Below are 15,996 nucleotides of genomic sequence, written 5' to 3'. Positions count from 1 at the left end.
TAATCCTTTTGGGCCTCCTTCTTAGTTCGATCGTAATGTGGGACGCCCAAAAACTGCTGCGTACCTCTTCCGTAATTCTGGCAACCCTCATATTTCTCGTATTCGACATCAACAGTGCTCTCGATGCGACGCACCATTGGTGGAGCGTTCTTCTCGTGATGGCGGCGATTGGCATGTTGCTTGGCGGAAGATCGTCGGCAAGAATCGTTCTGGCAGGATCTCTGTGCGGCTTTGCCACGCTGTTTACGCAGACGTACGGTTGCCTCAGCCTGCTTGCAATCGCTCTCTATCTTTTTTTGACAACCGACGGCGATGGACGACATAAACCGAATTGGTTTCGCGAACTCCTCTTGCTGTTCCTACCTTTTGCCTCTGTCGTGATTCCTGTCATTGGGTATTATGCTCATCTCATCGGATTCCGAACACTTACATACTGGACAATCTACTATCCATTAGTTTTTTTTCGCGCACAAGAAAACAATCCCCTGGCATTCTTCAGAGCGCCAAGGGTCCATGGAATCAGTGGCATTCATCTCCTTATTTCCTTCATCTTCATGCATACCGCCGCGCCACTTATCTACATTCTGTGTACAATTCGCCTAGCTCGAGAAAAACGAGGAATGGACTCACTCCAGTGGAGAAAAATTCTTCTTCTCACTCTCGTGGGTTCGGCGCTCTTCGTCTCGATTGTGAGTGCGCCCACATTCCTTCGTCTATGTGCAGTGGGGCCTCCCGCCATCATTTTGTTCGTCTGGTATCTCGATGGATCTTCCAGACTGCACTACTGGTCAACCATTGCACTATGGACTGCAGCGACTACTTCCATTTTGTACCTGCCCATTAGTCGTCAATTACATCAACATGTCACAGTCAACCTCCCGACGGGGCGAGTTGCGTTTATCAACGACAAGCAATATGACAAGGTGCTGTGGCTCGCCCAACACACACATCCAGGTGAGACTTTTCTAAACGACACTAATGCCGCTTTTGCTCTATCCCTGGAGAGTCCGGGCCCTTTAGATTTTGTTACGACGACAGAATTTACCCGACCACAGCAGGTTGACGCACTGCTTTTATCGATGACAAATCATCGAACGCGTTACATCTACCTCTACCCCTCGCTAACTGCTCCCATCCTTACGAAAAATAATCTGGAGCCATTTCTCAAATACCTGGGCCAGAACTATCATTTGGTTGAAGTCTTCTCTGATGGGCAAATCCTGGAACGGAACTGAAGAGGATACCGAACGGCTAAAGATTGTTGGTGAAAAAGTTCGCGGCGAGAAGGAGTCTTCCCGCCGCGAGTTCGTAGCAAATGATGTAACCGGTCGTTTCGTACGTCGAGTCGGTCGACTCGCTACTTGGATCCGGGCGCGAAGGAGACGCCGCGGAGCACCTCCGCAAATTCGGCCTTGTGCACAACGGTAAACTTCTCCTTGGCCGCCTTTGTCGGATCGGTGTTGCTGAGTGTGTCGGTTATGGCGATAAGGCGGTTTGGATCTGCACCTTGATCTCCACCACCGCTGATGGTTGAAGTGATTCCGTAGATTGTGGCTTTACCGTATCTGTCTACGGCTCCAGTAATGTTGCGGATTCCATCGGTCGCAGGCGCCCACGGGAGGTTCGTGGCTGAGTTGTTTCCGGTGGGATAGCGATTCACCGTATATGGAACACCGAGCTCCAGGCCAGTCTGCAGCGTGTAGGCCAGGTTCCACGTCTGGGTGGAGGCGTTGAAGATCCACTTCTGAATACCGGCGGCGGTTTGTGCAGCGGCGTGAGTGTAGAGGGTGGTGTCGCTGGCGAAACCGTCGCCTTCATCCGCGACGTAGAGGGTGTCGGCGTTGGCGAACCAGATGCCGAAGGGAGCGGCGACCGGGTTGGCGGACTTCGCCAGCGCGGTTGGGAAGCCTGCGAGTATGCACATGTTGCTCGACAGGCCCGTGGTTTGCAGTGTGCTCAGATTGACGGGGAGAGGAGAGATTGGGAGGGGTGCTCCAACGGCCGGGACGCCTACGCCCTTGGGGCAGGCGGTGCCGGTGGTGTCAACGAAGTAGACGGTGTCAACGCCATTGCTGCCGCTTCCCTTTGTGAAGTAAACGACGTTGTTGAAGATAGTCAGGCCACGGAAGTTGTCATCCTTGCCGATCTTGTCGGCTTTGTCGCCAAGTTGGGTGACGGAAAAGCTGGCGAGCGGCGTGGGCACTACGGGTGTCTGGAAGCTCTCGTGTGCGGTCGAAGGCTCGATGAACTGCGCGCCCGCGCCCAGAACGACGCCGCTAGGCTGCGGGTTCGAACCATTGCCTGCATTCCCTGCGGTATAGAAGAAATTCTCGCCATTACTGTTGTTGAGAATTGCGGCGCGGCCATTATTGCCACTATAAGCGTTGGTCTCGGTGAAGGTGAACTTGCCATTGCGGCTGACGGTGGCAACGGCGCGGTAGAAGTTGATTCCGACGGGATTGGTGGGATCAATCGCGCCGGGAGTGTTGGAGTTCGAGGCGTCGATGGTGTCGATCGGGGCGACGTAGCCCATGAAGGTAAGGAACTTGCCGTCGGTGGAAAGGTTGAGCGCGATCTCGGACTTGGAGCTGAAGCTTGTGACGACCTGGTCGCTCTCGGTGCGGATATTTCTCAGGGAGCTATTGGGGACTTCAAGACTGTCCAGAACGAATCCGGAAGGAGTGAGCTGGTCGAGGAAGATCTTCGCCGTGACTCCAAAAGACGGGTCAGGAATGACGTTGTTAAAGACGAAGGGGTACTTTCCGTTGTTGGTTGCGGCGGCGCAGGGTCCAACGGTGTTGGCGCAGTTCGGCGGAAGCAAAGCCCCGACTTTTACGTTGTTAGCATTGTCGTCGTAGACACTGCGGCTGACGACCAGATTGCCCGGAAAGAAATGAATACCGGCTTCTAGCTCCGGCTCTTGGGCAGCGGCAGAAATGCTAACCGCGGTTGCGCCGAGAGAGAGCGTGGCCAATACTTTTAGGAAGAGGTGTTGTGAGTTGCAGACCTTTGAAAAGGAAAATCGCATTGTGTCTCCGGTGAGTTGAAATACGTCGTTCGAGGTACCAGACGACTCTATGCCCGGAGTATTAGAAGCTTGTAAATTCATCAGTTACTGTTGTAAGTAACATCTATCTGCTATTTCATAGCTGCACGATAGTATCTTGTTTCATTAACCTATCAGTTGCCATTGACTTTTAAATTCACATCCGTCTTCAACGGAAGCGACTCCACCGAATCGCCCACGGAAACCGTGAATCGATTCGATCCTATCGCCCACCTCTTGGCCGCGACGTCGTAGTAAGAAAACGATCGCGCATCCAGCGGAATCTCCACACGCTTCGTCTCGCCTGGCGACAGTTCTATCCGCTCGAAGCCTTTCAGTTCGTGCTCTGGCCGCGGCACCTTAGGATGCTCTTCTGTTACATACAGTTGAACGACTTCAGCCCCTTTACGTGCGCCTGTATTGGTCACATCGAAGCCGGCAACCGCGTGAATCTCGCCGCCTTCATTCTTCTGATCGACCGTCAGGTTTGCAAATTTGAATGTCGTATAAGAGAGGCCAAATCCAAAAGGAAACAACGGCTTGATCTGGTTCCTTTCATAACCTCGATATCCGACGAAGATGCCTTCTCTATAGTCAACACGCTGGGAGTCGCCTTCAGGGTAGTAATTAGCAAACGTCGGATTATCCGCTTCTTTTCGCTCAAACGTTGCCGGTAGATGTCCGGAGGGGTTAACGTCACCGAATAAAATCTCTGCTAACGCCTGGCCGCCCGCCTGCCCTGCATACCATGTCTCCAACACCGCGGGCACGCTATCAATCCACTTTGTGAAATCCACATTTCCGCCCGATGTGATCGCGACCACGACCTTTGGGTTCGCTGCGGCCATCTCACGAATCAGTTCACTCTGTCCGTAGGGCAGCGAAAATGTCCTGTCGCCGCCTTCGCTCTCACTTTCCTGCTGAAACCCAGCCGTGACGAGCACGACATCAGCTTTTGCAGCAAGCTTCACAGCTTCCGGATTCACCACCTTGTTTTCCGGTACGATCGCAAGCGCCACATGCCCGCCAATGGGAGTTTTCTGCCACTCCTCTACAACTACTTTATGTGGACCAGCCGGAAGGTCCAACGTCACATGCGGCTGAAACGCGCGCACGATCTTCCAGTTGTCGATCACGAGCTTGTCATCCACATACATGCGATTTCCGGAACCCTCGCCAGAATCCTCCAAAGCAAAGATGTATTTAGTCGCAGTAGCGGCGTTATAAAAACCAGTGAGGCGATGCGAGATCTGCGCTGGCGGCGAGTTGAAGAGCATCTCCATCACAGCATCAATATCTGCGATGGCCTGTTTGATGGTGAGCCCGGCCAACACAGCATGGCGCGTAACTGTCGTTGATGTGGGAGATCCGGAAAGGTCAAGATTATTGAAGCTTTCAAGCGAGAGCCCCGCTTTGCCGCCCTTTGCCTCTGTCGTAAACTCTGTAGCGCTCGCCAAAGATGACAACGTAGGAACACCGCTGTCGTACAGCACAGTCGCCGACGCGCCAAGCTCATTGGAGATGCCCTCAAGCGCGCTCACTTGGTGGAATGGAACCACACCCGCGCTTCCTCCGCCTACAGGAACGCCCGGATAACCATCTGGCCCAACAATCAAAATCGTCTTCACCGCCAACTTATCCAGTGGCAGCAGATTGCCCGAGTTTTTCAACAGCACCGCTCCCTCGCGAGCCGAATCGAGCGCAATCGTATTATTCTTCGCATCGACAAACGAGATGGATGTATCGCGCTGATCGCGAGTTAGCCATCCATACGAAACTGCCGTCTCGAGAATACGTCGCACCTTTTCGTCGATCGTCGCCTCGGACACCTTCCCTGCTTGAATCGCCGGTGCAAGGTTCGCGTTGTTCATGAACTTCCCAGTCGGCTCCTCGATATCGAGCCCGCCATTTGCTGCTCCAACCGCGTCGTAGGTGGCGTCCCAGTCCGACATCATCACGCCTTTAAATCCCCACTCCTTGCGCATGATCTCGGTATTGAAGTATCCGTTCTGTGTTGCATGCAGCCCATTGATCAGGTTGTAAGAATCCATCACCGCGCTCACGTGCCCTTCCTTTACCGCCGCCTCAAATCCGGGCAGATAGATCTCGCGCAGCGCTCGTTCGTCGATCTCCGAATCTGAGTCATGACGTAGAAACTCGCTGTTATTGCCCAGATAATGCTTCACAGTGGCACTGACACCCTGCTCCTGCATCCCGGTGATGTAACCTACGGCAATCTTCCCCGTAAGAAACGGGTCTTCGCCGAAGTATTCGAAGTTACGTCCATTGTGCGGAGAACGATAGATGTTAATTCCGGGCCCAAGCATAAAATGAACACCACGGGCACGCGCATCCCGTCCAATTCCCGCTCCTATCCGCGCCGCCAGCGTTGGGTCCCACGAAGCCGCCATGTTGATTCCGGCCGCGTACGTAGTAGATGGAAACCCAGAGTTCGATCGCGTGCCGTAGGGGCCGTCTGACATCTCCAGCGGTGGAATTCCAAGCGACGGAACACCTCGCACCCCGAAGCCTGTCCCACCGATGTAGTCGAGCTTTTGCCGAAGCGTCATCTGCTTCACCAAAGAATCCACCTTCTGTTCTTCAGCCGCATCGAGCGTATGAGGAGCCTGGGCGAATCCTGGACGGTAAGCGACCAAAACAGCCGCACTCAGAGTAAGCCTCATTAGAAGATAAGAACGAAACGGGCCGACGCGCTTTGAGTTCATAGAAGTGTCTTCCTTTTTGTTGCCAAATTGTAAATGCAACATTGGGTGTCCCATCCAGCCTCGCCACATGGGTAAGCATTCGAGTCATGCACGAATGTCCCTTTTCACCGGGTTGACTCCGCTCAACCGTGAAATTCTACCGAACGTGCGCCAGCATGCGCAGTCGGATGCTTCACGCCTTTTGTAACGCGAACAACTATACTGCCTTTAACCAGCCCCCGTCCGTGTTGTGCGGATCGCGGTCAAGCTCGTATTCACTCTGCACCAGGTCACCCTTATAGCAGCGCGTCGCAACGTGGCGGAGACTGATGTCGCGTGGCACCGGACCGAACAACGGGATACCTGCACCAATCAATAATGGTACCCGTGTGATCACCATTCGGTCGACCAGGCCGGCCACTAGAAACCGCTGAATAGTGATGCCGCCATCTACGTAAGCGTGTTTGAAGCCGCGATCTTGGAGCTTCGCCACGATTTCGGCGGGTTCACCCGACATCTGTTCGACCACTCCGCCTTTGACGGATGAGAAATTGAGCATGCCGCTGCTAAGCACGACTACTGGCTTGTTCCCGTAAGACCATCCGCCAAATGTCAGCACCACTTCGAGAGTTTTGCGGCCGATAACAACCACATCGACGCTGCCATAGAATTCTTCGAAACCGTGCGGCTCCTGTCCCCCAGTATCCAAAAAATCGAGCGTGTGATCAGGTCGAGCCAGAAAGCCATCTACGCTCACTCCGCAGAATACCGAGATCTTCACGGTGCACCTCCCGATTCAAATAGATGAGTCTAGTTATCCGAATTTGGCTCCGTCAACATAGCGCTTCGTCAGTCCGCACAGTCTCGGTCCTTACTTCTTCGGAGGTCGCGCTGCAGGAGTAACTTCTGATTGCTCGCTTTCGCGTAGAGTTCTCCGAGTTACATGCTTGAGGCACCGTTACAGTCTGCCTATAGCAAGCATCAAGTGAACACCTGACAAAGGTCTCCGTCATTTCTTCAATATTTAGCAGTCGGCCGACAACAAAATGCGCAGATCACGCAGATTGTTTCCAGTTACGCCTATTACGATGCACAAGCCAGCTTTCTCTAAAAAAGTACCAGAGTCGAATCGTTGTAAAGCATCCTGAGCCTGTGACAACCGTCTCTCCTCACCAAAAAGAGTCTTCTCGTCGACAACTGCACCCGCGGCGAAGCTGTTTCCATCGATGCCGTCTGTACCTGCGGAGAGAACGGCAACGGAAGCATCCGACGACCTCAACAAAGTTGCCGCATAAAGCGCGAAGTGCTGATTGCGTCCGCCGGTTCCTAATCTCAGGTCAGATTCCTCTGGCAGCTCAACCGTCACCTCTCCTGACGAGATTAGGCAGGCGCGACTGTGTTGTCGCCTGAGCTCCTGCAGGCGCCTAAATAAATATTCCGCGGCATCTTTGTAGTTCCAATCATCACAGGCATTGTCCACGACTGCATAAAATCCAAGATCCCCCGCACGTTGTCTCACGATCGCTGACAGATCATCGGGCGATAGGAGCGTCACCGCCTTTGAGACGAGATATCCGGGTTTAGGAGTTTCAACAAGTTGGGCCGATGAAAAAAATTGCTTCACCGAGGCCGGAAATCTCTCCATCAACTGATAGCGCGCCAGAATCTCCTTACACTGATCGACGGTAGAAGTATCAGGCAGCGTAGGCCCGGACCCTAAGGCGTCCAGATGGCCCAATGGCACATCTGAGATAAGCAGGGAGTAACTCAGAATCCCCTTAGCCTCGAGGGCCAGCCGGCCCCCCTTTACTGCGGAAAAATGTTTGCGAACACAATTTATCTCAGCAATCGAACCGCCGCAATGTACCAGTTCTCGATGGAACTTCACCGTATCTTCAAGCGAGATCCGGGTATCAAGTGGCAACTCCATCATCGCAGAGGCGCCGCCGCTTATAAGAAACAGACACAGCGAGTCGTCGGTCATCGCAGCCTTTGATCGTAGCGACCGGACCAGCGCCAGCACCGCTTCCGCTCCATCGAACGATGCTTGATTCGGTGTCGGGTGACCTCCAACAAAAAACTGAAAGCCCGGAGGAAGATCCGGCTGCTCATCGTTTGTAATCACTACTCCAGACAGATCACATTGAGTCAGCCCCCGCAGCGATGGCAGCAATGCTTTGAGCATCGCAGACGCGGCTTTACCCACAACCACCACTCCAATACGGCGAACGCAGTCAAGGTCAATCGCATCGTCGCCAACAGTTAAAAATGCCTTACCTGCTCTTGCCTCTCGTTTCACCCAATGATTAAATGCCTGTTCGACGCTGCAATCCCCGAGAGACTGCAGGAAGAGACTATAAGCAACTTCTCGTAACCCCGACTCAGTCGTTATCATGCAGCGACACTCCAGCACCTCGACCGTAGTAGAACAGCACTCGAATTGATTCCCAAATGAAGACGCAGCTGCGTCACTCTAGATGCTCACAAAATTTGCTGCATTATGGAGCAAAGCTGGCGACGTAGACGATACTAGTCAGAGGTCACACTATCGTCAAAACTTCTCCATCTTCAAGAGGATCAAAAACCGATGGCAAAACTTGGATTTCTTGGTTTGGGCATTATGGGTGGCCCAATGGCCCTTCATCTCATTGAAGCGGGGCATCAGGTCGCTCTATGGTCGTTCAGCAAAGCAAAAGTCGAGACGCTCGCAGCCAAAGGTGGCATTACGTGTGCTACGCCCGCAGAAGTAGCACGGCAAAGTGACTTCATCTTCCTCTGTGTCGGCAACACGGAAATGTCGCGAAAAGTAATCCTCGGCAAAGATGGCCTTGCGGAAACCGCCGCCAAAGGGTCCATCATTGTGGACTGCAGCACAGTCTCGCCGTCTGCCAGCCGCACCATCGCGGCTGAACTCGCCGAGAAAGGCATCCCATTCCTCGACGCTCCCTGCACCGGATCAAAAGGCGGAGCGGAAGCAGGCACCCTCACCTTCATGGTCGGAGGACCAAAAGACGTATTCGAAAAGGTGCGCCCGTACTTCGAGGCTATGGGCAAGCAGCTATATTATTGCGGCGCGTCCGGCAAGGGGCTCCACGCCAAACTCTCTCAGAATATGATCCTCGGCAATCTCCTTCAGGCCTTCAACGAGAGCCTGATCCTCAGCACCAAAGCCGGGGTGGATCCCGAGATGATGCTCGACATCCTCAACAACAGCGCCGCCAAATCAGGCTTGATCTCCATCAAAGCGCCTCTGGTGTTCGCCCGAGACTTCACTACGAACTTCTCCGTAAAGTGGCTTGAAAAAGACATGGAGTTGATGCTGGAATCCGCAGCAGAACTGAACGTCCCCGCGCCGCTCACAGCACTTTCACAACAGCTCTTTCGTGCAGCGATCGCAAAAGGCTACGGCGAAGAAGACATCTGCGGCTCCATCCGTGTCATGGAAGAAATCGTCGGCTGCACCGTCGCCAGCAAACCAAAGGTGTAGCAAGCCTGGTCGCCAAGAGCTGTGATATCTGAAAAACAAGACAAACTTTCTGACTAAGAATATGGTTGCAGACAGCGGTTTAATTTCATGACACTAGGATCGGTACACGTGCTGAATCGTAGAAACTTCCTGAAAGTAGCGGGAACAGCAACCGCGGAAACATTGCTGGGGCCAAAGATCTACGCTCTTGCTGCAGTCCAAACCACACCTCCCGCGCCCATTACGACAAACGATCATATACAGTTCGCACTCATTGGAGCCGGCATTCAGGGCCAAGCCGATACGAAGGTCGCCGTTCAAGTTCCAGGCGTGAAGCTGGTGGCGGTGGCAGACTGCTACGACGGCCGACTCGAACGCAGTAAGGAGCTCTGGGGCAACGACATCTTCACTACTCGCGACTATAAAGAGATCCTCGCTCGCAAGGATATCGACGCTGTCCTCATTGCCACGCCGGACCACTGGCACAAGCAGGCGGCCATCGACGCAATGAACGCCGGCAAGGACGTCTACTGCGAGAAACCGATGATCCATCTCTATTCCGACGGCCCTGAAATTATCGAAACAGCCCACGCTACTAACCGTATCATCCAGGTCGGAAGCCAGCGTGTAAGCTCGATGATCTACGCGAAGGCGAAGGAACTCCTCGCATCCGGCGCCATCGGCCAACTCAACATGGTGACAGCGCGCTGGGATCGCAACTCGTCGCTAGGCGCATGGAACTACACCGTCCCTCTGGACGCGTCCACTGAAACCTGCGACTGGCCACGTTTCCAGGGATCTGCGCCCAAAATTCCGTTCGACGCAGATCACTTCTTTCAATGGCGCAAGTGGAAGGCTTACGGCAGCGGCGTAGCCGGAGATCTCTTTGTGCACCTCTTCAGCGGCACGCACTTCATTACCGGAGCAAGCGGCCCGACGCGGGCTATGGCAACTGGAGGCCTCCGCTTCTGGAAGGATGGGCGCGATGTCCCAGACGTAATGCTGGGCCTCTTCGACTACCGGGAAGGATTTAACCTCAGCCTGCGCGTCAACTTCGTCGATGGTGGCGAAGAGAGTGAAGGTCTCATCTTTACCGGATCGGAAGGCACCATGGAGATTGGCGGCAACGCAGTCAGCGTTAGCCGAACGCCGCTCCAGAAAGAACCTGGCTACATCCTTGGGACATTTACCGAAGCTATGCAAAAGCGCATTTATGAAACTTACCGAGAGAAGTACCCAGTCTCACATCCCTCGGGAGCCCCGTCACCTGGGTACGAAAAATATGTGGCCCCCGCCGGCTATAGCGACAGCTACGACCACTTCACCAATTTTTTTTCATCTGTTCGCACACGACGGCCCGTAGTAGAAGACTCAGTGTTCGGTTTCCGCGCCGCCGGAGCTGCCCTGCTGAGCAATCTAAGCATGGAACGTGGAGGAGTAGTGAAGTGGGATCCGGATTCAATGAAACTAGTGTGACGCAAGATATTCTCTGCAGCCGCAAGAGATGGAGAATCACGTGCATTCAACCCAAGTGCCGATGCACATTCGCCAACCCCGTTCAAGGAAAAGTCAATCTGGATTCTACAAAATATTTGGAAAAAAACAGACGAGACAACGTTCGCTCGTGACCGAAAGTTACAAGCATTCGCTGTTTGACAAGCCAATAGAACGCGGCATATCGTTTCCGGCGCAATCCACCCCACGCGTACCGGAGTTGCAAACGTGAAAAATAAAACCAACGCCTCTCTCTCTGCGAGACCAGCCTTCGCGCGTCTCGTCGGAACACTTCTCTTAGCAATAGCTGCTCTGAGCGCTTCAGCCAACGCTCAGAGCCCTGCCGATCTTGCATCGCAACTTGGCCCCAACGTCTACATCTTCGATCCGGGCATGTCGACAAGCCAAATCCAGGCAACTGTCGACTCCATCGCCAACCAGCAAGTAAGCAACCAGTTCGGCACACAGCGATACGCTCTGCTCTTCAAACCTGGTACCTACGGCAGCGCAGCCACCCCACTCGATTTCCAGGTAGGCTATTACACGGAAGTGGCCGGCCTGGGCGCGTCACCAGCCGACGTCACCATCAACGGGCACGTCGATGTGTACAACCAGTGTTTCGCCGCCGATAACTGCATCGCGCTCGATAACTTCTGGCGCTCGCTGTCGAATCTGACGATCAACGTCATGGGTCTCTCCGGTTGTCAGTCTTCAGCCGACTTCTGGGCTGTCTCGCAAGCGGCACCCATGCGGCGTGTAAACATCACCGGCGCCAACCTCTCCCTCCAGGACTACTGCAGTGCCGGTCCGCAATTCGCAAGCGGGGGCTTCATCGCCGATTCACAAACCGGCTTCGTCATTAACGGATCTCAGCAACAGTTTTACGTTCGCAACAGCAGCGTCGGCGGATGGTCCAACGGAGTCTGGAATCAGGTCTTCACCGGCGTCGTAGGTGCTCCTGCGCAGAGCTATCCAAGTCCGACCTACACCACCCTCCCCAGCACGCCGGTAAGTCGCGAGCGGCCGTTCCTCTATACCGACGCCAACGGCAACTACAGCGTATTTGTACCCACGCTCCAGAAGAACTCCTCAGGCGTCAGTTGGTCCAGCGGCAATACACCCGGTCGTTCGAAATCAATCAACGACTTCTTTATCGCGAAACCGACAACCAATGTGGAAGTAATCAATCTCGCGCTACTCCTGGGCAAGAACCTCATCCTCACCCCAGGCGTCTACCAACTCAAAGACTCCATCCGCGTCCTCTACCCCAACACGATCGTGATGGGACTCGGCTTCGCGACGCTGGTTCCGCAAACCGGAAGGCCCGCTCTCACCGTAACGGATGTAGATGGAGTGCAGATCACCGGCCTGATCGTCGATGCAGGCCCCATCAACTCTTCGACGCTGGTTCAACTTGGCAACTCGAGGTTGAGAAGCTTGGCTGATCGCTTCGGAATCAACCTCTTCGGTAATCACGCCTCGAATCCGTCCTCCCTCAGCGACGTCTTCTTCCGCATCGGCGGCGCCACCGCTGGAAGCGCAACGACCAGCCTCGAAATCAACAGCAACGACGTCCTGCTCGACGACATCTGGGCGTGGCGCGCCGACCATGGCGCCGGAGTCGGCTGGATAATAAATACAGCGGATCACGGCCTGGTCGTCAACGGCGACGATGTCACCGCGCTTGGTCTCTTCGTCGAGCACTATCAGAAAGAACAGGTGCTGTGGAACGGCAACGGCGGCGAAACCATCTTCTATCAAAGCGAGCTGCCTTACGATCCACCCAGCCAGAATGCATGGACGGACGGGAAAGCCAACGGTTATCCATCCTACGTGGTATCGAATTCAGCGACCACGCACCAAGCCTATGGCTTCGGTATCTACTCCTTCTTCAACCAGGGGATCAACATCATTGAAGATAACGCGATGACCGTTCCCACCACCAAGGGAATCCAAATCAACGACGTTGGCACAGTCTTCCTCAATGGCAGCGGTCAGATCACACACGTCATCAACGGACAAGGTACAACAGCAAGCGTCGCTAACGGCGGTTCATTGAATCCCGTTGTGCTCTACCCATAGACCTGCATCTTCAACCACAGCAAACTAAGAGGGCAGCGAAATTCAAGCTGCCCTCTTAGTTTGCCTAAGTCATCTCAAGAATCGGAAGACGAATCGCAACTTCAGCCACTAATATTCTCGATCAGGTTCTCACTTCCAATTCGTCGAAGCGACGCCATTTGTAAAACCAGATCGAGGCGATCCAGCTCATAGCAAAGAGTCCAATGATTGCGTAGCCTAATGTCCCAAAATTCTCGTTGAGAGTTTCAATCAAATCCCAAAAAGTTCCATGAAAATGGAACTGATCTGCGATTAATCCAAGCGCTTCAATCCCTCCGACCAACACCGCGACAACCACCGATATCAAAGTAATTGTCATGTTGTAGTAAATCTTGCGGATCGGTTTCACAAAGGCCCACCCATACGCACCAAGCATCAAAACATTGTCCGTGGTGTCGACCAAGGACATCCCCGCCGCGAACAGCACTGGAAAAACCAGAACCGACCAAAGCGACAATCCCCGGGCAGCCTCTGAGGCCGAGAGGCCGAGCACCCCAATCTCCGTCGCTGTATCGAATCCAAGTCCAAACAGAATTCCAAGCGGATACATATGCCAGCTCTGACGGATCAATGCGAACATCGGACGAAACAGACGAGAGAGAAATCCTCGGCTACCCAGCAGCAAGTCAAAGTCTTCCTCAACGTAGCGCTCCCCACGACGAACGCGTCGGAAGGCAAGATACACCGATCGCAAAACGATCATATTTACGATGGCGATTCCAAAAAGAAAAAGTGTTGAGACTAAGGTCCCCACCACCCCTCCGATATGTTTCGCTGCATTCAGGCGATGTTGCAGCGACAGCGCCGTAGCAGAGAGAGCAATAGACCCTAACACCACGATCGTCGAGTGCCCAAGGGAAAACATCAATCCCACTGCAACCGGACGCTTCCCTTCCTGCATCAATTTTCGCGTCACATTATCGATAGCTGCGATGTGATCGGCATCCACCGCATGCCGAAGACCAAAACTGTAAGCCAGAAATGCAGTACCCAGTAAAACCGGATAATGTCGAAATGCGATAAGCGCCCACCCCCAGGCGGACACATTCATCATCAGCAAAACCACGTAAATAGCCACGACCCTGCGCCTCGTATCGGACGCGACATGGTTAAGCGCACTACTCAGCAGACGTTTCATCTAATCTTTGACGTAACCTGCACGTATCCAGTTCTGAATCACAGTACAACATTCTATCGAGCGACGTTGATAGTTCCCTTTCGCGGTCACAATATCCTTCAATACGCAGCTTCCGACGTCTTAGGAATTCTCCCTAGTCAAAGCCGTAATCTCCGGCGCAAACTCGGGCCACGCTCCACACAGCCCCTCTCGCATACCGGCCTCATAATCCTCAAACTCAAATCCCGGACTGACCGTACATCCCAACAGCGCCCAACGTCCTCCCTCCACCAAACGCGATCCCTGCCACACTCCCCGCTCCACAGTCACCTGTGGCCGTTGTCCGTGCAAGAGATCGTTCCCAATCACCACCATCGCGCCCTTCCCGCTCTCGGTTAACTGCAGCATCTCCACCGCGTCCCCCGCATAAAAATGAAATACTTCATCCGACTTCAGACGGTGCATCTCACTGAACGTATCTGGCTCCAACAGGTAGTAAATTGCAGTCCCAGTCCGCCGCGCTCCTTCATATCTCTTATCCTCAAAGGCCTCAATCCCGACCTTCTCGGCGGCCTCATACGTCCTCAAGAACCACCCGCCCTCTCGAGGATGCGGCTGCAACCCGAGTATTTTTTTGATATCCTCTGCCGTCATCGACGTCCTCTCACGCTATTCTGAATTACTCCACCCATTCTAGTTTCTCGCCTCACAGGAGCCTGACCTGATGCCCATTCGCACTCGCCTGGAGCACTACTTCGGCTTCTCCTCCCACGCCACGAACTGGCGCACAGAAATCCTCGCCGGCTTCACCACCTTCATCACGATGGCGTACATCATCTTCGTGAACCCTTCGCTCCTCAGCAAAACCGGCATGCCCCTCGCCGCCATCACCACCGCCACCTGTCTCTGCGCGGCCTTCGGCAGCATTCTCATGGGAGCGCTCGCCAACTATCCCCTCGCCCTCGCTCCAGGCATGGGCCTCAACGCCTATTTCACCTACACCGTCGTCCTCGGAATGGGCGTCCCCTGGCAAACGGCACTGGGCGCCGTCTTTCTCTCTGGAATCATCTTTCTCGCCCTCACCTTCACCGGCATTCGCCAGCGCCTCGTCGCGGCCATTCCTCACCAACTCCACGCGGCAGTCGGCGGAGGCATCGGCCTCTTCATCGCCTTCATCGGCTTCCGTAACGCAGGCATCATCGTTCCCAGTGCCGCCACCACCGTCACCCTCGGCAACGTCCGCGCGCCGCAAACTGCACTCGCGATATTCGGCCTCTTACTCATCGCGCTCCTGCAAGTCCTCCGTGTCAGAGCCTCCATGCTCATCGGCGTCCTCACTATCATGTTCGTAGGCGTACTCTGCCACCAGGTCCATTGGCAACCCGCCACCTACGATCTCACTGCCATCAAGGCAACAGCCTTCCACCTCGACATCCTCGGCGCGCTCCACGTCGGCGCCTTAGAGATCATCTTCGTCTTCCTCTTTGTCGACCTCTTCGACAACATCGGCACGCTCGTCGCAGTCACCCAGCGCGCCGGACTCATCGCGCCCGACCACACGATCCCTCGCCTCAACCGCATCTTCTTCGCGGACGCATCCTCCACCATCCTCGGCTCACTCGCTGGAACTAGCACCGTCACCAGCTACGTCGAATCCTCCGCCGGTGTCGCCGCAGGAGGCCGCACAGGCGTCACCGCCATCGTCACCGGAATCCTCTTCTTCCTCTCCCTCTTCATCGCGCCCTTCGTCGGAGCAATCCCCACCTTCGCTACCGCACCCGCTCTCATCCTGGTCGGTGGCCTTATGCTCACCGGACTCGGCGAAATCAACTGGGACGATCCGCAGATTGGCATCCCCGCCTTCCTCACCGTCGCGACCATCCCCCTAACCTGGTCCATCGCCGACGGCCTCAGCTTCGGCCTCACCAGCTATGCTCTCCTTCAACTCCTCACAGGCCGCGCCCATCGCCGTGATTGGATGCTCTATCTCCTAGCGGCCCTCTTCCTTCTTCGTTTTATCTATCTCGTTCGCAAATAGCCCAGCAGC

Annotated in this window: 11 protein-coding genes; 5 read left to right on the top strand and 6 right to left on the bottom strand. The window is 54.5% G+C overall.

The window, feature by feature from the left end; all coding sequences use genetic code 11:
- Positions 1-158 precede the first annotated feature (158 nt).
- Positions 159-1,235, top strand: a complete 1,077-nt coding sequence (locus tag RBB77_RS10545; protein ID WP_353067168.1) for a hypothetical protein — start codon at positions 159-161, stop codon at positions 1,233-1,235.
- 122 nt (positions 1,236-1,357) lie between these two features.
- Here the strand turns inward: RBB77_RS10545 and RBB77_RS10540 are convergent, their stop codons facing one another.
- The 4 genes from RBB77_RS10540 to RBB77_RS10525 form a co-directional block, all read right to left on the bottom strand.
- The gene (locus RBB77_RS10540) at positions 1,358-3,028 is read right to left on the bottom strand and encodes a hypothetical protein (RefSeq protein WP_353067166.1); all 1,671 of its coding nucleotides are present in this window, start codon (positions 3,026-3,028) and stop codon (positions 1,358-1,360) included.
- Positions 3,029-3,180: 152 nt separating this feature from the next.
- Positions 3,181-5,772, bottom strand: a complete 2,592-nt coding sequence (locus RBB77_RS10535) for a beta-glucosidase (RefSeq protein WP_353067164.1) — start codon at positions 5,770-5,772, stop codon at positions 3,181-3,183.
- A 196-nt stretch (positions 5,773-5,968) separates the two neighbouring features.
- Positions 5,969-6,532, bottom strand: a complete 564-nt coding sequence (locus tag RBB77_RS10530; RefSeq protein WP_353067162.1) for a dihydrofolate reductase family protein — start codon at positions 6,530-6,532, stop codon at positions 5,969-5,971.
- Positions 6,533-6,775: 243 nt separating this feature from the next.
- The gene (locus RBB77_RS10525) at positions 6,776-8,146 is read right to left on the bottom strand and encodes a glycerate kinase type-2 family protein (protein WP_353067160.1); all 1,371 of its coding nucleotides are present in this window, start codon (positions 8,144-8,146) and stop codon (positions 6,776-6,778) included.
- Between the two features lie 192 nt (positions 8,147-8,338).
- Between RBB77_RS10525 and RBB77_RS10520 the strand changes: the two genes are divergently transcribed.
- The 3 genes from RBB77_RS10520 to RBB77_RS10510 all read left to right on the top strand — a co-directional run bounded on the left by RBB77_RS10520 (position 8,339) and on the right by RBB77_RS10510 (position 12,793).
- Positions 8,339-9,238 (top strand): NAD(P)-dependent oxidoreductase, encoded by a 900-nt coding sequence (locus RBB77_RS10520; protein WP_353067158.1) that lies wholly within the window; start codon positions 8,339-8,341, stop codon positions 9,236-9,238.
- A gap of 108 nt (positions 9,239-9,346) precedes the next feature.
- On the top strand, positions 9,347-10,693 hold the full coding sequence (locus tag RBB77_RS10515) for a Gfo/Idh/MocA family protein (protein WP_353067156.1): 1,347 nt from the start codon (positions 9,347-9,349) through the stop codon (positions 10,691-10,693).
- A 246-nt stretch (positions 10,694-10,939) separates the two neighbouring features.
- Complete coding sequence (locus RBB77_RS10510; protein ID WP_353067154.1) at positions 10,940-12,793, top strand: hypothetical protein; 1,854 nt, start codon at positions 10,940-10,942, stop codon at positions 12,791-12,793.
- A 121-nt stretch (positions 12,794-12,914) separates the two neighbouring features.
- Here the strand turns inward: RBB77_RS10510 and RBB77_RS10505 are convergent, their stop codons facing one another.
- Positions 12,915-13,970, bottom strand: a complete 1,056-nt coding sequence (locus RBB77_RS10505; RefSeq protein ID WP_353067152.1) for a HoxN/HupN/NixA family nickel/cobalt transporter — start codon at positions 13,968-13,970, stop codon at positions 12,915-12,917.
- Positions 13,971-14,090: 120 nt separating this feature from the next.
- Entirely contained in the window at positions 14,091-14,603 is a 513-nt protein-coding gene (locus RBB77_RS10500) for a cupin domain-containing protein (RefSeq protein WP_353067150.1), read from the bottom strand.
- Positions 14,604-14,673: 70 nt separating this feature from the next.
- On the opposite strand from RBB77_RS10500, the gene RBB77_RS10495 reads away from it, so the two are divergent.
- Positions 14,674-15,987: an NCS2 family permease gene (locus RBB77_RS10495; protein ID WP_353067148.1), complete on the top strand. Its 1,314-nt coding sequence runs from the start codon at positions 14,674-14,676 to the stop codon at positions 15,985-15,987.
- Positions 15,988-15,996 lie beyond the last annotated feature (9 nt).

This window comes from Tunturibacter psychrotolerans (assembly GCF_040359615.1).
Lineage (GTDB): Bacteria > Acidobacteriota > Terriglobia > Terriglobales > Acidobacteriaceae > Edaphobacter > Edaphobacter psychrotolerans.
Note: the sequence above shows the minus strand (reverse complement) of the source record. Positions and strands in the feature narration are given on the sequence as shown.